The organism is Marisediminicola senii, assembly GCF_011057645.1.
GTDB lineage: Bacteria > Actinomycetota > Actinomycetes > Actinomycetales > Microbacteriaceae > Marisediminicola > Marisediminicola senii.
This window is the reverse complement of sequence record NZ_JAALGE010000001.1, coordinates 161,461-180,523: the sequence shown is the minus strand read 5'-3', so window position 1 is coordinate 180,523 and position 19,063 is coordinate 161,461. Positions and strand designations below refer to the sequence as shown.

Below are 19,063 nucleotides of genomic sequence, written 5' to 3'. Positions count from 1 at the left end.
GCCCAGGTTTGTCATCCGGGGACACGGGACGGCAGCTGGGGCGTGGCATCGATGCCGGGTGGGGGGCGTCAGGATGCTGTCGGCTGGCGGCGGGGTAGCCGGCTAGCTCAGGCGATCCTGTGGTGCGGACGCGGCGTTATGTGCACGACGGGGATTGTGGCACCGGCCTGGGGGCGTCCGGTGGTGCTGGTGTTGCTTCGGGTAATGCGTCGGGAGTTGGGCGGGGGGTGTGTAGACCAGGCTCGGGAGAGCGGTCAAAGGCGCCTTCGAGGCGGCTTGTGTAACTAGGGTGCTTCGAGACTACGGGGGTATCCGGGGTCTTATGTTAACGGGAGGTTAACTGAGGCGGGGGTAAACGCCCCCAGTAGGGGGCACAAAAACCCCGAAACAACGGTCAACTCGAGTCAAATCGAGAAGAAACCACCGTCGACGGTTTCGGGATCGGACTGGGGAAGCACGCGGGCAGGGACGCCGGTGAGGACCGACCCCGGAGGGGCGTCATGCACGACGACGGCCTGCGCTCCGACGATGCTGCCCGCCCCGACGGTAACTGCGCCGAGCACGATCGCGCCGGCACCCACGGTGACGCCGTCGTCGATCGTCGGGTGCCGTTTGACTCGGTCCGACGACCGGCCACCGAGGGTGACCCCGTGGTACATCATGACGTCATCGCCGACGATGGCGGTCTCGCCGATCACGACGCCCATGCCGTGGTCGATGAACAGGCGCCGCCCGATGGTCGCGCCAGGATGGATCTCCACCCCGGTCGCGGCCCTGATCCCCTGGGAGAGCAGGCGCGCGGGCAGGTGCGCCCCGGCCAGCCACATGCGGTGGGCTACCCGGTAGCCCCAGACGGCATGCACTCCGGGGTACGCGAGCATCACCTCGAGGTTCGAGCGCGCCGCCGGGTCGCGGCGGCGCGCGGTGCGGATATCCTCACGCATCGCCGCGAATACGCGGGAGGCGAGACCGGTCGTCAGTGCAGGCACCCGCGGAGATCAGTCCTGCAGGTTCTCGAACAGCACGCTGGAGAGGTAGCGCTCCCCGGTGTCGCACACGATGGCGACGATGGTCTTGCCCGCGTTCTCGGGGCGCTTGGCCAGCTCGATTGCTGCCCACATGATGGAACCGGAGGAGATGCCGGCGAGAATCCCCTCCTCGGTGGCCATGCGCCGGGCGAGGTCGAGAGAGTCGGCCAGGCTCACGTCGATGATCTCGTCGTATGCATCGCGGTCGAGGATCTCGGGAACGAAGTTGGCGCCGATGCCCATGATCTTGTGCGGTCCAGCCTTGCCCTCGGTGAGGAGTGGCGAGTCGAGCGGTTCGACCCCGACGATCTGCACGTCGGGCTTGCGCTCCTTGAGCACCTGGCCGACGCCGGTGATGGTGCCTCCCGTGCCGATGCCCGCTACGAAGATGTCCACCTCCCCGTCGGTGTCTGCCCAGATCTCCTCTGCCGTCGTCTCGCGGTGGATCTGCGGGTTGGCGGCGTTCGCGAACTGCTTCGCCCAGATGGAGTTGGGAGTGTTCGCGACGATCTCCTGCGCCTTCTCGACGGCCCCGCGCATACCGTCGCCGCCCGGTGTGAGCACGATCTCGGCGCCGTAGGCGCGCAGGATGGTGCGGCGTTCCTTGTTCATCGTCTCCGGCATGGTCATGACGACCTTGTATCCCTTGGCCGCGCCAGCCATGGCGAGGGCGATACCGGTGTTTCCACTGGTGCCCTCGACGATCGTGCCGCCGGGCTTGAGCTCGCCCGACTTCTCTGCGGCCTCGATGATGGCGACTCCGATGCGATCCTTCACGCTGGCCGCGGGGTTGTAGAACTCCAACTTGCCCAGGATGGTGGCGTCGAGGCCCTCGGCGAGGCGGTTGATGCGCACGAGCGGGGTGTTCCCGGCGAGCTCGGTCATGTTCGAGAAGATTCGTTTGGCCATGGTCGAAGTCCTTCTGGGCTCGGAGCGGTCGATGGTGGTCCAGCTTATGGCGGCGGTACCGACGGCGGCACCGCGTGCGGCGACGCTGCCCCGTGCGGGACCGCATCTCCTATGGGGAAGGCCTGGATCTGGGCGAATATTCCCGCCGCAACGACACAGGGACCCGCGCGGAGGCGGATCCCTGTGTCGTTCTGGCGGGCGTCTCGCGACGCCCGCCTCGTGCTACTCGGCGGTGACGCCGTCGCGGGTCATGCGACGACAGGCACCGACGAGCATGCCACCGGCACCCAGCAGCAGCACCATGAGGGCGACGAGACCCTCGGTGCTCGCTCCCGTTGCGGCGAGCTCGTCGGCGTCCACCCGCACCACGATCGGGGCGGTGCCCGCTCCCGTTCCTGCTCCCGATCCGGCGCCGGTTCCCGCGCCGGGGGCCGGGGCCACCGGCGGGTCGACCGGGGGGACGACGGGCGGAACGACCGCGGCGGCGGTGATGGTCACCGGAACCGCGAGCTGGGTCCCGGTGCTGGCGACGGTGAGCGACAGCAACTGGTCGCCACTCAGCCCGGCCGGCACGGTGAAGGTGAGCGACGCGCGCCCGACCTCGTCGGTTCCTGGCACAGCGGCAGGGTCGAGTTCGGCCGAGCCCAGCACGGTGTCGCCGATGGCGGCCTGCACGACTCCGGAGTTGAACGACTCGCCGCCGCTGAACAGCAGCGAGGACAGTTCGATCGTCGCCTCGGTTCCTTCGACCAGTCCTCCCGCGGGGAGGGTGACGCCGACCGAACGCTGCGGGGTCGACGGCGAGATGGTCTCGAATGCCTCGAAGTAGTCGACGAACGCCTGCAGGTCGACCTGTCCGGTGTCGACGCGGTTGGTTCCCTCGGCGAGCGTGCTGAACAGGTCGCCTCCGCTCGCGAGGAAGGAGTTCACCGTGACGCGGTGGGTTTCGCCCGGCAGCACCTCGACGCCGTCCTTGAAGATGGCGGTGATGTGGCTGCCGTAGGGGGCGGCCGGGTCGTAGGTGTAGCCGAGGGCGTCGGAGACACCGAGCTTGAGGAACGCGGTGCGGGTGCCGTGCGCCCACTGCTCCTCGAGCACTGCCGTGAGCTGCTCGGTCGTGAGGTCCATCGCGACGAGGGTGTTGGCGAACGGCTGCACGCCGGCGGCCTCCGCGTAGGTGACGACACCGTCGTCACCGGCCTCGAGGTTGGTGCGCAGGCCGCCCGGGTTCATCAGGGCGAGTTCTGCCCCCGCCTCCTGCGTCGCCCATGCCTGCACGTCGGCGACGAGGTTGCCGAGGGTGGATTCCCCTCCGCGGTTCTCGACGAGGGTTCCCTCGCGGTCACCGGTGCCCGGCTGCTGCGCGCGGTTGACGTCGTCGGTGATGACGCCGAGCGGCACGGAACCCTCCACGGCAGCCACCTCGACGGCTGCGGCGACGATGGCCTCGACCGCGGGGTCGGGCGCGAATGGCGTGAGTCCCGCCGTGGTGCGGGCGGCGCTGGCCAGTGGCTCGCGGGTCGAGCTGATGCTGATCAGCTCGTTGGTCGCGGCATCCACCTGAATGGAGGTGTGGGCGAACCCCTCACCGTATTCACCCGACTGGATGACCGGCCGGGGGGTTCCGTCGGGGCCGGCGATGTCGAAGTCGTACTCGAAGTGCGAGTGGCCGGAGATGATGGCGTCGACATCGGAGCTGGTGTTGGTAGCGATGTCCCCGAATGCGGAGGCGTCGGTGGATGCCGCAAGCTCGGGGCTGTTCGCTCCCTCGTGAACCAGGAGCACGAGAACGTCGGCTTCGCCGTTGGCGTCGTCACCGTCGCTCAGCTCGTCGGCTACGCGGTTGACCGCGGGAACGACCGGTCCGAACTCGAGCCCGGTGATTCCGTCGGGCGAGACCAGCGACGGCATGTTCGTGGTGAGGGCCCCGATGAACCCGACACTGACGCCGTCGACCTCGATGATCTCGTATTCGTCGTAGACCGGGGTGGTGGTGCCTGCCGCGTAGATGTTGGCGGCGACGAACCCGGCGCCGAAGCGCGGGATGAGGCGGTCGTTGACGTCGTCCTGGCCCTGGTCGAATTCGTGGTTGCCGAAGGCGCTCACGTCGAGGCCGATGCTGTTGAGCGCGTCGATCGTGGGCTCGTCGTTCTGGATGAACGAGGTGAACGTCGACGCGCCGACCGAGTCGCCCGACGACGCGAAGATCGTGTTCGGGTTCTGCGCCTCGTAGAAGTCGACCATACCGCCGAGCACCGCGGCGCCGGCCGCGGCGCCGTTCGCCTCGAGGCGGCCGTGGAAGTCATTGATCGACACGATGTCGATCTCGGTGACCTCGGGCTCGATGACGACGGCGGATGCCGCGGACGCGCCGAATCCGGAGAGCGCGACGGCGGCGGCGACACCGGTCGCGACCGCGGTGCGACCGCGGCGGCGTCGGGTGGAGCGGAACACGGGGGGCGGGGCAGCTGGCATAGGTGTGGCCTCTTCGTGGGGGTCGACGGCGTGATCGCCCCCATTCGGGGGGCACCCGGTGACCTTATCCCGCGAAGGTCGCTGCGCTCCAGCAAATGTCGAATCTTTCACGTGGCGTTAACTCGGGCAGTGTGTGGCGAGAACCACGGCCATGCTGAGAACGGTGGTCATTCCCGACAGCGCCGACTCCCTAGCCAGTCCCATCCGGGGTTCCTACACTGGGCGGAATGGGGCATGCGCACGGACACGATGGTGGTGGCCTCACCAACCGTCGACGCCTGGTGATCGCGATCTGCATCGTCGCGGTCGTGCTGGTCGTCGAGGTGGTCGGGGCCGTGGCATCCGGCTCCCTCGCCCTGCTCGCCGATGCCGGTCACATGCTCTCCGACCTGACCGGCCTCGTCGTCGCCCTGGTGGCGCTCGGCATCGCGGCGCGGCCGGCGACCGATACCCGCACCTACGGCAATCGCAGGGTCGAGGTGTTCGCGGCCGTGGTGAACGGCGCCCTGCTGCTCGGAATCGTCGGATTCGTCGCCGTCGAGGGGGTGCGAAGGCTCGTCGACCCCTCGACGGTCGAGATCCTCGCGCTGCCGATGCTCGTCGTGGCGGTCGTGGGTGCTGCCGCGAACGTGGCGAGCCTGCTCGTGCTGCGCGGGGGCGCCGCCGACTCGATCAATATGCGCGGCGCGTACCTCGAGGTGCTGGGCGACCTCATCGGGTCGATCGCCGTGATCATCTCGGCAGTGGTCATCCTGCTGACCGGGTTCGTCGCGGCAGACGGCATCGCGTCACTCGTGGTCGCCGGCCTCATCCTTCCGCGCGCCCTGCTGTTGCTGCGCGACGCGATGCGGGTGCTGAGCCAGTCGGCACCGCGGGGAACAGATGTGGCGATGATCCGCGACCACGTGCTCGGCACGGCCGGCGTCGTCGGCGTGCACGACGTTCACGTCTGGTCCATCACGCCGGGGGTCGCCGTGTTCTCGGCGCATGTCGTTGTCGCGCCCGAGGTGTTCGCGACCGGTGACACGGGCCGCCTGCTCGACGAGCTGTCGGAGTGTCTCGCCGGGCACTTCGACGTCGAGCACTCCACGTTCCAGCTCGAGCCCTCCGAGCACGCGGAGCACGAGGCTCACCAGCACCGCTGACGCGCATCGTCGAGGGACGGTGGCGGCAGCATCCACTCGCCCTCGCACCCCACGGGTTAACGCACGACAGGCGCCCACTCGCGAGAGTGGACGCCTGACGTGGCTGGTGCTTGCTACAGCGCGGCGAGCTCGGTGAGCACGTGGTCGCCCGGACGAGCCGGAACGTACGATGCCTCGATGTCGGCGCGGTCGAGCAGCTCGTCCATGCGGCGCTTGCGCGACTTGGAGACGAGCGTCACGACGGTTCCGGTCTTGCCGGCGCGACCGGTGCGGCCGGCGCGGTGCAGGTAGGACTTGTACTCGTCGGGGGCGTCGGCCTGGATCACCAGGCTGATGTCGTCGACGTGGATGCCGCGTGCCGCAACGTCGGTCGCGACGAGCACGTTGACCCGGCCGCTGGTCAGCAGCTGGAGGTTGCGCGTGCGGCGCGACTGGTTGAGGTCACCGTGCAGCGACGTGGCGGGAACGCCGGCGTCTTCGAGCTGGTCGGCGAGCTCTTCTGCGAACGCACGGGTACGGGCGAAGATCAGCGTCTTGCCGGCGCCCGAGGCGAGCTCGGTGATGATGGAGCGCTTGTCGCGCTGCTCGATGAGGAGCACGCGGTGGTCGATGGTCGACGAGGCCTGGTCTTCACCGGCGACTTCGTGCACCGACGGGTTGACGAGGAACTGCTTGACCAGGGTTGCGACGCCCTTGTCGAGGGTGGCCGAGAACAGCAGCTTCTGGCCGCCGTCCTGGGTCTCCTTGAGGATGCGCTGCACGGGCTCGAGGAACCCGAGGTCGCACATGTGGTCGGCTTCGTCGAGCACGGTCGTGGTGACCTTGCTCAGGTCGAGGCGACCCTGTTCGACGAGGTCTTCGACGCGACCGGGGGTCGCGATGATGATGTCGGTGCCGCGCTGGAGGGCGGAGACCTGCTTGTACTGCGGAACGCCACCGACGATCGTGGTGGTGAACAGGCCGACGGAGCGCGCGATGGGCTGGATGGTGCGGTCGATCTGCATCGCCAGCTCGCGGGTCGGGGCGAGGATCAGGGCACGCGGGAGGCGGCCGGGCTTGCGGCCCTTGGCTCCGTTGTTCTCCATGAGGCGCTCGACGAGCGGTGCACCGAAGGCAATGGTCTTGCCGGATCCGGTCTTTCCGCGGCCGAGCACGTCGCGTCCGGCGAGTACGTCGGGGATGGTGGCGGCCTGGATCGGGAAGGGCGACTCCGCTCCCATGGTGGCGAGCTGGCGGGTGATGTTGTCACCGAGGCCGAGGTCGCCGAACGTCTTGCCCTCGATGTCCTTGGCGGTGATCACCTTGGCTTCGAGGCGCTCGAGCACGACGTCTTCGTGCGGGCCGCTCTTGGCGTCGCGCGACGGGTACATGTCGGAGCTGCGCGGGGCGCGGCGCTCTTCGAAACCACGGGTCGGGCGGTCGCTGTAGGAGGGGCGTCCGTCGTCGCGGGCCGGACGGTTGTTGCCGTACGACGAGGTGCGGTCATTGCGGTCGCCGTACGACGGGCGCTCGGTGCGCTGGGGGCGGTCACTCGACGTGCGGTCGTTGCGGTCGCCGTAGGACGGGCGCTCGGTGCGCTGCGGGCGGTCGTTGTACACCGGGCGGTCTGCACCGCGGTTCGGGCGGTCGCCGTATGCGGGGCGGTCGCCGTATGCGGGACGGTCGCTCGCCGAGCGGTCGTTGCGGTCGCCGTAGGACGGACGGTCTGAGCCACGGTCGTTGCGGTCGCCGTACGAAGGGCGGTCGGTGCCGCGGTTGTTGCGGTCGCCGTATGACGGGCGGTCGTTGTTGTACGACGGACGCTCGGTGCGCTGCGGGCGGTCGTTGTTGTACGACGGGCGTTCGGTGCGCTGCGGGCGGTCGCCGTATGCGGGGCGGTCGTTCGACGAGCGGTCGTTGCGGTCGCCGTACGAGGGACGGTCGGTGCCGCGGTTGTTGCGGTCGCCGTAGGAGGGACGCTCGGTGCGCTGGGGGCGGTCGTTGCGGTCGCCGTACGACGGACGCTCGGTGCGGTCGCCGCCGCGGTTCGGACGGTCGCCGTATGAGGGACGGTCGTCTCCACGGTTGGGGCGGTCGCCGTATGCGCCGCGCTGGGGGCGTTCGCCGCGCGCGGGACGGTTCTCGGCCGGGGTCCAGTTCGGACGTCGGCCACCGGTCGCGGGGCCGCCGCTGGCGGGGCGGTCACCGGTGCGAGCAGCACGGTCATCCGGGGTCCAGCGCTTCTTCGGTGCCGACGACGGGCCACCGCCGCGAGGCGCGGAACCGCGGGAGTCAGAGTTGTAGGGCTTCTTGAAATTAGCCATAGGTAAGGGATTCTGGGTTGTTGTCATTGCATGGCAACGCAGGGTCCGGTGTAGACCCGTGCTGCTAGAACCCAAGCAGTCAGAGATCGAACAGGTGTCTCGTAACACGAGCGCACACCTGAACAGAACCGTTCGGGGCCGTTTCACACACATTGTGAAAACTCACCACGCTATTGATCAGCGCACGCCCGGAGTCCATATCCGTTCGGTGAGGTACCGGCCCACAGTGACTTACAAACCCATCCGCACGATCGCGGTGTCAAGAGCCGACCGCCTTACGTTACACGACATACGTCGAGTTCGCGAGGAATGCCGGTGATTCCGGATCACCCGAGGATGAGGTTGGTGAGGAACAGCAGCGGGATCGACCCTGCCCAGACCGCCGTCGTGATGCCCGACCAGCCTTTGAGGGCGGCGGTGCCGCTGAGCCCGGTGAAGCGGGTGACGACCCAGAAGTAGGAGTCGTTAAAATAGCTGAACACCATCGAACCAGCGGTGCAGGCGATGGCCGCGACGATCGGGTCGATGCCGAGGGTGGTGACCAGCGGGGCCGTGACCGATGCGGCCGTGATCATTGCGACGGTTCCGGAGCCCTGGGCGAGGCGCACGAGGGTGGCGACGAGGAACGGCACGAGGAATGCCGGAAGCGGCGTCGCGGCGATGGCCTCGGCAAGCGCGTCGCCGACGCCCGAGTCGCGCAGTACCTGCCCGAGGGCACCGCCCGCCCCGGTGATCAGCAGGATCAGGCCTGCGGATGCCGCGGCATCCGCGAACCAGCCCTGCACCTTGGTGCGGGGAGTCCACCTCGGCAGCAGCAGGTAGACGGCGAGCAGAACGCCGATGATGAGGGCGACGACGGGGTTGCCGAGGAAGGCGAACGGTACGACCCAGTCGGACGGGGTGTATTCGCCGCCGATCACGCCCTGGTTGCTCTGGTCGATGGCGCCGGTGACCGTGTTGAGCACGATGAGCAGCAGCGGAAGCACCAGGGGAACCGAGCCGAGCAGCGCGCCGACGCGGTGCGGCTTCGCTCCGGCGGGCGGCGTGCCGAGGTCGACGATCGGGTCGGCTATGTCGTCGTTGTCGTCGTCATCGGCGGTCGTGGTGCGTTCGGTGACCGCCACCGAAGAACGGCTGCCGTCGACCGAGCCGCCGCTGCGGGCGGTGCGCACCTTTCCGTACACGGCTCGCTGCACCTCCTCGGAGACCGAGGACTCGAGCTTCGGGCCGATCCAGCGGGCGTAGAGCACGACGATCGGCAGCAGGATCACGGTGAACGCGAGCCCGGTGAGGATGAGGGCACCGAGATCGGCGCCGAGGATTCCCGCCACTGCGAGCGGCCCGGGAGTGGGCGGCACGAGGTGGTGCGTCAGGGTCATGCCACAACCGAGCGCAAGGGCGAGGGTGACATAGCCAGCCCTCTTGACGCGGGCGATCGACCGGGCGAGCGGGTTCATTATCACGTAGCCGGAGTCGCAGAACACCGGGATGGAGACCAGGGCCCCGACGGTGCCCATGGCCCACGGTTCGCGGCCCTTGCCGAAGACCTTGAGGAACGCCTTCGCCAGTGCGGTGGCTGCCCCGGAGACCTCGAGGATCTTGCCGATCGCGACGCCGAGCCCGATCACGATGCCGATCGAGGCCAGCGTGTTGCCGAACCCGGTGGTGATCGACGTGACGATGCCGAGGGCGGACTGGCCCGCGACGGCCCCGGTGACCAGGGAGGCGATTAGCAGGGCGACGAAGGCATCGAGGCGGGTGCGCAGCACGAGCACGACGATCGTCGCGATTCCCAGAACGAGCGCGAGAAGCAATTGGATGTCCACGGATCCCCCTCGGGAGCAACTGCCGGGCGACGGTGCCCGACGCAGTCCACTGTGTCCGAATGTTTCGCGCATCGCAATCCGGTTGGCATAATCGGTGCCAGCGACCCGCACGATGGCGACGGATCTCATCCCACGGCGGGCGCACCCGGAACCGCCCGCGGTGCCACCGGCACCTGACAGGAACGAGACCCATGCTGACCCACTTCCCGACCGAGCGCACCGTCGTCCTCACCGGAGCCGCCTCAGCGCGGGGAATCGGCCGAGTCACCGCCGACCGCCTCGCGGCAGCGGGCTGGTCCATCGCCATCCTCGATATCGATGCGGATGCCGCAGCCGACGCCGCGGCAGACATCGCCACGCGGCGCGGCGTGCGCGCACTCGGCGTCGGCGCGGACGTCTCGGACGAGGCATCCGTCGACGCCGCCATCTCCCGCGTGGAAGCCGAACTGCCGCCCATCGTCGGCCTCGCGAACCTCGCGGGCATCAGCTCGCCCACCGAGTTCATGTCGGAGACCGTCGAGGCGTGGGACCGCGTCTTCGCCATCAACATGCGCGGCACGTTCATCGTGTCGCAGCGCGTGCTGCGCGGCATGATCGAACGCCGGCTCGGGCGCATCGTCAGCGTCTCGTCGATCTCCGCACAGCGCGGCGGCGGCACCTACTCGAAGGTCGCCTACAGCGCATCGAAGGCCGGCATCATCGGCTTCACCCGGGCACTCGCCCGCGAGATGGGCGAACACGGCATCACCGTCAACGCGGTGGCGCCGGGACCGATCGACACCGACATCATGGGAGGCACGCTCAGCGACGAGCGCAAGAGCGAGATGTCGGCCGACATCCTGGTCGGACGGGTCGGAACGCCGTCGGACGTCGCGGCACTGATCACGTTCCTGCTCAGCGAGGATGCCGGTTTCATCACCGCCGCGACCTACGACATCAACGGGGGCCTGCAGGTCTCCTGACCCCGTCTACTGGGGGCCCGCAGCTCTCCTGCCCCGTTCATCGGGCCCGCGACGGTGCCGCTACGGTGGATTCACCATGGCAATCACTCGGGTTCTCGCGCTCGCGATCGGCGCACTTCTCGTGCTCGGTGGCTGCGCCCCGGTTGGCGATACTCCGGATGCCACGGTCGAGGACACCTCGACGACGCCGCTTCCGGTGCTCGAGACCTACACGGGTATCTCGGTCGTCGAGGACCTCGCGTTCGGGTCGGCGGCCGACGACACCCTGCTCGATGTGTGCCTCCCGGAGAACACCGACCCGGTGACCGTCTCCGGCACTGCCAGCGCCGCCGTCTCGGCTCCCCGCCCCGTGGTCATGTCGATCCACGGCGGTAGCTGGCGCCAGGGCGACAAGGCGGGCATCTACTGGCGCAGCGTCTGCGAATGGCTGGCCTCCGAGGGATTCGTCGGAGTGTCGGTGAACTACCGGCTCGCACCGGAGAACACGTTCCCGGCCGCGATCGACGACGTGCGTGCTGCAGTGCGCTGGCTGCGCGACGACGAGCAGGCGGAACGCTTCAACATCGACCCCGACCGCATCGGGGCGTTCGGAGGTTCGGCCGGCGGCAACCTCGCGGCGCTGCTCGGGCTCGAGGGCACCGGAGACCTGACCGACGGGTCGCGGGTCGCCGCCGTGGTCGACCTGAGCGGACCGGTCGACCTGACAACGAACGGCTTCGCCCTCGGCGGCGTGGAACCCGGATTCCGGAGCATCCAACTCGACTACCTCGGCTGCGCGTCGTACGCCGACTGCCCGCAGGCGGAAGCGGCATCGCCGCTGTACTTCGTCGACCCGAGCGACCCGCCGGTGTTCGTGGCGCACTCGACGAACGAGATCATTCCGCAGGAGCAGTCAGACGCGCTGGTCTCTGCGCTGCGGGAGGCCGGGGTGCCGACGACCTACATCACGGTGGACGGCGCGATGCATTCGATCGCGATGCTCGACGATGACCTGCGGTCGCGCATCATCGCGTTCCTGCACGAGAACCTGGTGCTCGAGAACCCCTGAGCGCTCACATCACCGAGTACTGGTGCCACTCCCCCGCGTGCGAGGTAGAGCAGAACCGGTAGCTGCCGTAGGTGGCGACAGGGGTGCCGGTCTGCCTGCCGCACAGAGCGCAGCGGCGGGCGCGGTCGAGCCGACGACGGGTGACGGCTGCGAGCAGCGCGCCGAAGGCGAGCACGGGCGCGCAGATCTGGGTGGTCACGGGTCGCCCGCTCTCGGTCTCGGCTGGTCTTGGGTGGATTGGTCCGGGGGCGGCTGGCGCGGTCTCGGCTGGCCTGGTGTCGGCTGGCGCGGTGTCGGCTGGCGCGGTGTCGGCTGGCCTGGCTGCTGTGTCGATGGATGCTGCGGCGGGCGCCCCCGGCCCGCCGATGCCTCGGCGGCCGACGATCGCGACCGCGGTGCCCAGCGCGCCACCGATGCCGTTCGCCGCGACATCCATTACCGAAGCGAACCTCGCTTCTATGAACAGAAACTGAACGAGCTCGATGGAACCCGACAACCCCGCGCACAGCACGGGCACGATCCACCAGCGCAGGCGGGGCAGCGCGAGCACGGCGAATGCGGCGAGCAGCGCGAACATCACGACGTTCGCGGCGACCTCGATGCGCGCATAGGTCACCACCTCGAACCCCACCCGCTGAGCGAGCGCGATGACCGCATCCAGCTGCCGAGCCGCCGGCCGGTCGACGGGCGTGGGCCAGAGCACCACCAGCAGGCACGCGAGCGCGTATGCGCCGAACACTGCGCGAAACGCGTGCACCATGCTGCCTGCTCTCGAAAAGGACGGCGCGAGCAGCTGCGGTGGGACTCGCCGGAGATGTGTCAAAAGTGTACGACAGGCGTCCGTTGACCGGGCAGGCAATATCGGACGGCGGGACGCCCCCGTTCGGGCCATCCCGCCGTCCCGAATGCGGCTATGACGTCGCGGGGGCGTCGATTGCGGATGCCTCGGCGGCGGCCGCGTCGGCACGGCGGTCCATGCGCCGCTCCTTGGCACCCTCGACCAGGTAGTAGAGGGTGGGCAGCACGACCAGGGTGAGGATGGTCGACGACACCAGGCCGCCGATGACGATGATCGCGAGCGGCTGCGAGATGAAACCGCCGCTGCCGGTGACGCCGAGCGCGAGTGGCAGCAGCGCGAAGATCGTCGCGGCCGAGGTCATCAGAATCGGACGCAGACGACGCGACGACCCCTCGATCACGGCCTGGCCCGCCTTCATGCCCCGCTCGCGGTACTGGTTGATCAGGTCGACGAGCACGATCGCGTTCGTGACCACGATGCCGATCAGCATGATCACGCCGATGATCGACGGCACCCCGAGCGGAATGCCCGTCGCCACCTGCAGGATGATCGCACCGGTCGCCGCGAACGGGATCGACACGAGCAGCAGCAGCGGCTGGCGCAGCGACTTGAAGGTCGCGACCATCACGACGTAGACGATCAGGATCGCGACGAGCAGCGCGAGTCCGAGCTGCTCGAACGCGTCGCCCTGCTCCGCCGTGACCCCACCCACCTCGGCGCTCGCGCTGGCCGGCAGCTCGATGCCGTCGAGCGCCTCGGTGACGGCGGTGGATGCCGCGCCCACGTCGTCACCGTTCGGGGTGATGCTGATCGTCGCGGCGCGCACGCCCTGGATGGTCGTGATGCTGGCGGGTCCGTCGATCTCCTCGACCGTCGCGACCTGCGAGAGCGGGATCGGGCCCGTCGCGCTGGGAATCGTGAAGTCGCGCAGCTCCTGGATGGTCGTCGGCGCGCCCTCGTTGTCGATGTAGATCGACAGGGTGGATTCGTCGATGACGACGCTGCCCACGGCGGCGGGCAGTTTCGCCTCGGCGACGATGCCGCCGACCGCGATCTCGCTCAGGCCGGCCTCCGCGGCGGCCGCGCGGTCGACGTCGATGGAAATGAACGGCTGTGCGGCCGCGAGGTCGCTGGTCGCTTCGGCCGTGACGTCGAGGTCGCGCATGACCGAGAGCACCTCGTCGGCTGCGGCGTTGAGGTCGTCGGAACCTGCGGCCTGGATGGTGATCTCGATGTCGGATGACGCGAAGCCGCTCGCCGCGGCGGCCAGGCTGATGTCGCCCGCACCCTCGACCTCGGAGATCGCGTCGCGCACGTCGGCCTGCAGCGCCTCCTGGTCGACGTCGGGATCGGTCGTGATCGAGTAGGAGATGTCGCCGCCCCCACCGAACTGCGAGAGCAGCCCGCTGCTCTGCCCGAGCGAGAGCTGCACGACGTCGATGCCGTCGAGGTCGAGCAGCACGTCTTCGACCTGGCTGGCCGCGGCATCCTGCTCTTCGAGGCTGGTTCCGACGGGCAGGGTCTGCGTGACAGTCAGGGTGTTCTGGCCGCTGTCGCCGATGAAGTTGGTCTTGAGGAACGGCGCGAGTGCGGCCGTTCCGCCCAGCACGAGCAGGGCGATGAGCAGTGTCGCGACGGGGCGGGCGAGGGTCCAGCGGATGACGGGCAGGTAGCCGCGCTGCAGTCGGGTGACCTCCTCGGCGTGCTCGGGGTCGGAATTGCTGCCGGGGTGGCTCTTGCTGCCGGGGTGACTCTCCCCGACGTGCTTGTGCACCTTGGGTGCGCGCAGCAGCCAGTAGGCGAGCACGGGCACGATGGTGAGCGAGACGAACAGCGATGCGGCGAGCGCGATGCTCACCGTGAGGGCGAACGGGCGGAACAGCTCGCCGGTGATGTCGCCGACCAGGGCGAGCGGCAGGAATACGGCGATGGTGGTGACGGTCGACGCGGTGATGGCCGACGCGACCTCCTTCACGCCGGTCGTGATGGCCTGCATTTTCGTCTCACCGAGGCTCAGGTGCCTCTTGATGTTCTCGATGACGACGATCGAGTCGTCGACCACCCGGCCGATCGAGATGGTGAGGGCGCCGAGGGTGATGATGTTCAGCGTGTAGCCGGATGCCTGCATGCCGATGAAGGTGATGAGAACCGAGGTCGGGATCGAGATCGCGGTGACCAGGGTCGAGCGGATCGACAGCAAGAAGACCAGGATCACGATCACCGCGAAGACGAGGCCGAGCACGCCTTCCGTCGCCAGCGACTCGATGGACTGCTCGATGAACGGTGCCTGGTCGAAGACCACGGTGAAGACGGTGTTGCTCCCGAGCGACTGCTCGAGATCGGGAATGAGTTCGGAGACCGCCTCCGACACCTGCACGGTGTTGCCGGCGGGGGTCTTGGTCACCGCGATCGTCAGCGACGGTTCGCCGTTGACCCGTGAGATCCCGGTCACCGGGTCGTCGACGACGGCGACGGTCGCGACATCTGCGATGGTCACGATGCCGCCGGTCGCCGACGTCGCACCGACGAGGGGCAGCGCGCCGAGCTCGTCGGCGGAGGCGAGCCTGGTGCCGGTCTGCACGGTCAGGGTGGAGCCGTCTTCGGTGATCGACCCCGCGGGCAGCAGGGTGCCGTTGGCGTCGAGCGCGTCGCGGATGTCCTGGGTGGATGCGCCGGCCGCCGTGATGGCGGCGACGTCGGGTGTGATCGTCACGCGTTGCGTAGCCGCACCCAGCACGTCGGCCTCGCGCACGCCGTCGATGCCCTGGATGTCGTTGATGGTCGACGACTCGAGCAGGCTCGCGAGCTCCTGGCCGGGAAGGTCGCTGGTGACGGCGAGCTGGATGACGGGCAGGTCGTCGATGCTGCCGCTGAGCGCCTGCGGGTCGACGCTGTCCGGCAGCTGCGACGAGATGCGGTTGATGGCCTGTGTCACGCGCTGCTCGGCGATGACGATGTCGGTGCCGTAGGCGAACGAGGCCGACACCGTGGAGATGTTCGCATTCGAGGTCGCGGTAGTCGCCTCGAGGCCCGCCACACCCTGGATGGCCGTCTCGATCGGAATGCTCACGTCGGTGTTGACCACCTCCGGCGATGCACCGGGGTAGGCGGTGACAACGACGAGCTGCGGGAACGACACCGACGGGATGAGTTCCTGTCGCAGGTTCGTGAGGGCGAGCGACCCGAAGATGGCGGCCACGATGGTGACCAGCGCGATCAGTGCGCGGTTGCGCAGGCTGAACACAGACAGAAAATGCACGGACTCTCCCCGATGACGACACGGCGCCCGGTGGGCGCACACAGACGAGCACGCCCGCGTGCCCTGGCGTGATTCTCCCATCCCGCGCTGGGAGCACGGGCGCGGGGCTCACCGCATCGGGCTCACCGCACCAGCGTTACTGCACCAGGGTTACTGCACCAGGGTTACTGCACCGGGGCGTGCACCCCACGGCGGTTGCGCTCGACCCACGCCGTCACAGCGTCGCGCACGAACTCTGCACCCCGGCGGCCTCCGTAGTGCGACGCGAACCGCTCGTCGTCGACGTACATGCCGACCAGCCCGAGCAGGTAGCCCTCCGGCGGTGCGCCGGTGTGGTCGCGCGGGGTGCCAGGCACCGCCGCGAGCCACTCGACGTGCCGCGTCGCGAGCTGCTGTGCCTCGTCGCTGCCGGGCGAAACGCCGCGGGAGGCGGCATCCACCCAGGCTGAACTGAGTGCCTGCTGGCGCGCCTTCCACGCGGCCTTCTCGCCGGTCGACATCGATCGCCACCAGCGGTCGCCGGTCGCGTAGGCGTCGGCACCCCATTGCTCGGTCACCTCGTCCTTGTGCACGGTGTGGTCGAAGCCGTCGAACATGTCTTCTGCCATCAGCTGTTCTCCTCTCTTGATCCTCAGGATGGTCGTCTCGACCGCGCCGATCTGGCGGTGCAGCCGGTGAAGCTCCGAGCGCAGCAGCGCGAGGTGCGTCTCGAGCGCAGCGACGTGGCTCTCGGTTCCCGCGAGCACCTCGCCGATCGCGGGGAGCCCGAGGCCGAGCTGCCGCAGCAACAGGATGCGCTGCAGCCGCGAGAGCGCGGTGCCGTCGTAGTACCGGGTGCCGTTGGAGCCGACGCGGCTCGGCCGCAGCAGGCCGATGTCCCCGTAGTGGCGCAGCGTTCGCGACGTCGTGCCCGTCATGCGGGCGACATCCCAGATCGGCCAGTCGAGTGTCCTCGGGTTCGCGGCGATGGTGTCGGCCGTTCTCGTGCTCATGCTCATGCGCTTCTTCTCCTCTCGGCGGCCCCCGCGCTCATCTCGTATTGAGCCCACGGTAGGGGTTTACGCCGCGTCAACGTCAAGACGCCTGTCGCGGGAGTGCGGCTGCGCGGTCGCGAATATCGGTGGATGCCGCGGCGACCGCCACCAAACCCGGGTCAGCTCTCCGGGTCGTACCCGAACTCGCGCAGCTCCTGCGGACAGCGGCACGCCGCGGCGATCCGCCCCGCCCACTCGACGGCGTCATTCCGGGTCGGCAGCTCGAGCACGGCGAAACCGCCCGTCAGCACACTGCCCGGGTAGGTTCCCGCGCTCACCGACCCGTCGGCGGCGACCAGCACCGGGGCGACCCCCTCGTCGATGCCGCCGCCGAACACGTACACGCCGGCGGCCTTCGCGTCGGCGATCACGGCGTGCGATTCCTCGACCACCGCGGGCATGTCGTCGGGCGCCACGACCATGGCGGCACTGGGAAAAGAGATCAGGTATTTCGTCATGACCCGATGGTGCCCCGCCGCGGCCGGGCGGGGCACCTCCGGGTGTCGTGGATCCTGCCGGCTACGGCCCGAACGTGGCGCTCTCGAAGGCGCTCGACAGCGCGGCGAGCGAGACCCAGGTCGCGATGACGAACGACGCCACGGCGAGCGCGATCCCGACCCACATCGGGGCGATGCCGCGGCCGGAGCGCCGGCGCACGATGACCGAGCGTCCGATCACGTAGACGAGCCCGCCGAGGAATGCCCAGGCCCAGTGGAACGGGCGGTCGAGCTCGCGGCGCTTCAGCTCTTTCCCGTCGAGGTAGGCGAACAGCGCGCCGGCGAGCCAGACGACCACGCCGACGCCCTGCAGCAGCAGGTAGCCGGGGTCGAAGAGATAGCCGGGCGTCACGGTAGGTGCGGTCGAGGCACCCATCACCTGCGACATGTACGACTCGACGTCCCAGAACAGCAGGGCGAGGAGCGTCAGCAGTGGCGACAGGGTGATCGCCCAGATCCACGGCGTGTAGACGGGAGTGCCCTCGGGCAGGGGGCGTGGGCCGACCTGCACGTTGCGGTAGGGGGCGGCAGCAGGATCGGTCATGAGATCACCGTGGATGCTGCCGCCGAGCCGACCGCGGAACGAGGTCGTCGCGCCTGCAGCACAAGCGCTGCGCCGACGACCAGCAGGACAGCGCCGAGTTCGGGCCCGCCGTCGACGACCGGACCGGTGGCCGCGAGGGTCGGCGTGCCGGGCGTGGCGGGCTTCGCGGCGGCGACGGGTACGACGGTGAATGGGCGCTCCTCCGAGAAGGGGGACACCTGCGGTCCGAAGTAGTCCGCATTCTCCGCCATGTGCACCGCGGTGACCGTGTAGGAACCGAACGGCACGAAGGTCTCGCAGACCCATGTGCCGTCGGAGCCGACAACCAGAATCGGATATTCGGACGGGACCTGACCGGCGAGGTGCGCAATATCGAACGCCCGCCGGGTAGCCTCGTCTGCCGGCTCATACCTCAGCAGAACAAACCCGTTGGGCGTGCCGGTGCCCGAGAACGTGACGGTGTTGCCCTGCACGACCTGGCCGGCGAATGGCGCGATGACCACGGGCGCAGTCTCGACCGGCGGCACGGTGATGGTGATCTGCGCCGGGGTGAGCGTGGCGCCGGCCGGGTCCGTACCCGTCACGACGATGGTTCCACCGTCGGGGTCGTCGAGCTCGAACTCGACGATCTGCCTCCAGTTGCCCTCGAAGGCGTCGCGCGTCGATCCCACCGGAGTTCCATCGACCGTCACCTGCACGATCGAACCCTGCGGGGCGGTGCCGGTGATGAGGATCCCGCGCGAGCCGAGTACGGCACCGTCGACGGGCGAGGTGATGACGACCGCGCCCGCCGGGTTCGCCGCCGGTGCGGCGGAAGGTGCGGGCGGTGCGGGAGGCGCGCTCTGCAGCGGCTCCTCCTCGGCAACGGGGATATCTGCAACGGGGACTTCTGCAACCGGGGCCTCCCCGACAGCGGGAGCGTCACTCCCCGCACTCTCCCCCTCCGGTGGCGCGATGACGGTCGATGCGACCGGCGCCGCAGACGCGGGCCCTGAGGCGAGAAGCGCCCCGCCGAAGGCGAGAACGGCGACGGTGGTCGCCGCGGCGAACCGCCGCAGCACTGACCGAGCAGACATGGTTTTCCTTTGTCGAATGGGGTGAAAGGGAGGCGGGACCCGCGGAAGCCGCGCGGTCCTGGCCGAAAGCTAACACCCCGTGAATCAAACTCATAGACCCATGTTCGACACGGTTTCATCACGGTCCACGTACAGGCGCGCGTCGCCCCGAAAGGGGG

At 69.0% G+C, this 19,063-nt stretch carries 14 protein-coding genes; 3 read left to right on the top strand and 11 right to left on the bottom strand.

The features are described 5' to 3' along the window. Positions 1-404: 404 nt before the first annotated feature. The 3 genes from epsC to G5S38_RS00815 all read right to left on the bottom strand — a co-directional run bounded on the left by epsC (position 405) and on the right by G5S38_RS00815 (position 4,412). The gene (gene epsC, locus G5S38_RS00825; protein WP_165063514.1) at positions 405-944 is read right to left on the bottom strand and encodes a serine O-acetyltransferase EpsC; all 540 of its coding nucleotides are present in this window, start codon (positions 942-944) and stop codon (positions 405-407) included. A 54-nt stretch (positions 945-998) separates the two neighbouring features. Then, on the bottom strand, positions 999-1,937 hold the full coding sequence (gene cysK / locus G5S38_RS00820; RefSeq protein WP_165063283.1) for a cysteine synthase A: 939 nt from the start codon (positions 1,935-1,937) through the stop codon (positions 999-1,001). Between the two features lie 222 nt (positions 1,938-2,159). Continuing rightward, positions 2,160-4,412 (bottom strand): bifunctional metallophosphatase/5'-nucleotidase, encoded by a 2,253-nt coding sequence (locus G5S38_RS00815; RefSeq protein ID WP_165063282.1) that lies wholly within the window; start codon positions 4,410-4,412, stop codon positions 2,160-2,162. Positions 4,413-4,639: 227 nt separating this feature from the next. Between G5S38_RS00815 and G5S38_RS00810 the strand changes: the two genes are divergently transcribed. Next, complete coding sequence (locus tag G5S38_RS00810; protein ID WP_165063281.1) at positions 4,640-5,557, top strand: cation diffusion facilitator family transporter; 918 nt, start codon at positions 4,640-4,642, stop codon at positions 5,555-5,557. Positions 5,558-5,670: 113 nt separating this feature from the next. Here the strand turns inward: G5S38_RS00810 and G5S38_RS00805 are convergent, their stop codons facing one another. After that, positions 5,671-7,860 carry a DEAD/DEAH box helicase gene (locus G5S38_RS00805; protein WP_165063280.1) on the bottom strand — a complete coding sequence of 730 codons (2,190 nt, stop codon included), beginning with the start codon at positions 7,858-7,860 and terminating at the stop codon, positions 5,671-5,673. Positions 7,861-8,186: 326 nt separating this feature from the next. After that, positions 8,187-9,686, bottom strand: a complete 1,500-nt coding sequence (locus G5S38_RS00800) for a GntP family permease (protein ID WP_201276541.1) — start codon at positions 9,684-9,686, stop codon at positions 8,187-8,189. A gap of 191 nt (positions 9,687-9,877) precedes the next feature. Here G5S38_RS00800 and G5S38_RS00795 point away from each other — a divergent pair, with 191 nt between their 5' ends. Further along, positions 9,878-10,648 carry an SDR family NAD(P)-dependent oxidoreductase gene (locus G5S38_RS00795; RefSeq protein WP_165063278.1) on the top strand — a complete coding sequence of 257 codons (771 nt, stop codon included), beginning with the start codon at positions 9,878-9,880 and terminating at the stop codon, positions 10,646-10,648. Between the two features lie 76 nt (positions 10,649-10,724). Beyond that, the gene (locus G5S38_RS00790) at positions 10,725-11,696 is read left to right on the top strand and encodes an alpha/beta hydrolase (protein WP_165063277.1); all 972 of its coding nucleotides are present in this window, start codon (positions 10,725-10,727) and stop codon (positions 11,694-11,696) included. Positions 11,697-11,700: 4 nt separating this feature from the next. Here the strand turns inward: G5S38_RS00790 and G5S38_RS00785 are convergent, their stop codons facing one another. From G5S38_RS00785 to G5S38_RS00760, 6 genes are all read right to left on the bottom strand, one after another. Continuing rightward, a complete protein-coding gene (locus tag G5S38_RS00785) occupies positions 11,701-12,456 on the bottom strand; it encodes a VanZ family protein (RefSeq protein WP_165063276.1) in 756 nt (251 codons plus the stop codon). A gap of 151 nt (positions 12,457-12,607) precedes the next feature. Then, positions 12,608-15,754: an efflux RND transporter permease subunit gene (locus G5S38_RS00780; protein ID WP_165063275.1), complete on the bottom strand. Its 3,147-nt coding sequence runs from the start codon at positions 15,752-15,754 to the stop codon at positions 12,608-12,610. Positions 15,755-15,918: 164 nt separating this feature from the next. Beyond that, complete coding sequence (locus tag G5S38_RS00775) at positions 15,919-16,746, bottom strand: MerR family transcriptional regulator (protein ID WP_235928825.1); 828 nt, start codon at positions 16,744-16,746, stop codon at positions 15,919-15,921. Between the two features lie 161 nt (positions 16,747-16,907). Next, a complete protein-coding gene (locus G5S38_RS00770) occupies positions 16,908-17,246 on the bottom strand; it encodes a YciI family protein (RefSeq protein WP_165063274.1) in 339 nt (112 codons plus the stop codon). A 61-nt stretch (positions 17,247-17,307) separates the two neighbouring features. Then, positions 17,308-17,829, bottom strand: coding sequence for a hypothetical protein (locus G5S38_RS00765; protein ID WP_165063273.1), 522 nt, complete (start codon positions 17,827-17,829; stop codon positions 17,308-17,310). Beyond that, positions 17,826-18,905: a hypothetical protein gene (locus tag G5S38_RS00760; RefSeq protein ID WP_165063272.1), complete on the bottom strand. Its 1,080-nt coding sequence runs from the start codon at positions 18,903-18,905 to the stop codon at positions 17,826-17,828. Before G5S38_RS00760 ends, G5S38_RS00765 begins: the two co-directional genes overlap by 4 nt. Positions 18,906-19,063: the final 158 nt, after the last annotated feature.

Coding starts and splice junctions, on each gene's coding strand:
- G5S38_RS00765 (WP_165063273.1), bottom strand. CDS start 17,829: ATGACCGATCCTGCTGCCGCCCCCTACCGCAACGTGCAGGTCGGCCCA.
- G5S38_RS00815 (WP_165063282.1), bottom strand. CDS start 4,412: ATGCCAGCTGCCCCGCCCCCCGTGTTCCGCTCCACCCGACGCCGCCGC.
- G5S38_RS00795 (WP_165063278.1), top strand. CDS start 9,878: ATGCTGACCCACTTCCCGACCGAGCGCACCGTCGTCCTCACCGGAGCC.
- cysK (WP_165063283.1), bottom strand. CDS start 1,937: ATGGCCAAACGAATCTTCTCGAACATGACCGAGCTCGCCGGGAACACC.
- G5S38_RS00805 (WP_165063280.1), bottom strand. CDS start 7,860: ATGGCTAATTTCAAGAAGCCCTACAACTCTGACTCCCGCGGTTCCGCG.
- G5S38_RS00775 (WP_235928825.1), bottom strand. CDS start 16,746: ATGAGCACGAGAACGGCCGACACCATCGCCGCGAACCCGAGGACACTC.
- G5S38_RS00790 (WP_165063277.1), top strand. CDS start 10,725: ATGGCAATCACTCGGGTTCTCGCGCTCGCGATCGGCGCACTTCTCGTG.
- G5S38_RS00785 (WP_165063276.1), bottom strand. CDS start 12,456: ATGGTGCACGCGTTTCGCGCAGTGTTCGGCGCATACGCGCTCGCGTGC.
- epsC (WP_165063514.1), bottom strand. CDS start 944: ATGCGTGAGGATATCCGCACCGCGCGCCGCCGCGACCCGGCGGCGCGC.
- G5S38_RS00770 (WP_165063274.1), bottom strand. CDS start 17,246: ATGACGAAATACCTGATCTCTTTTCCCAGTGCCGCCATGGTCGTGGCG.
- G5S38_RS00760 (WP_165063272.1), bottom strand. CDS start 18,905: ATGTCTGCTCGGTCAGTGCTGCGGCGGTTCGCCGCGGCGACCACCGTC.
- G5S38_RS00810 (WP_165063281.1), top strand. CDS start 4,640: ATGGGGCATGCGCACGGACACGATGGTGGTGGCCTCACCAACCGTCGA.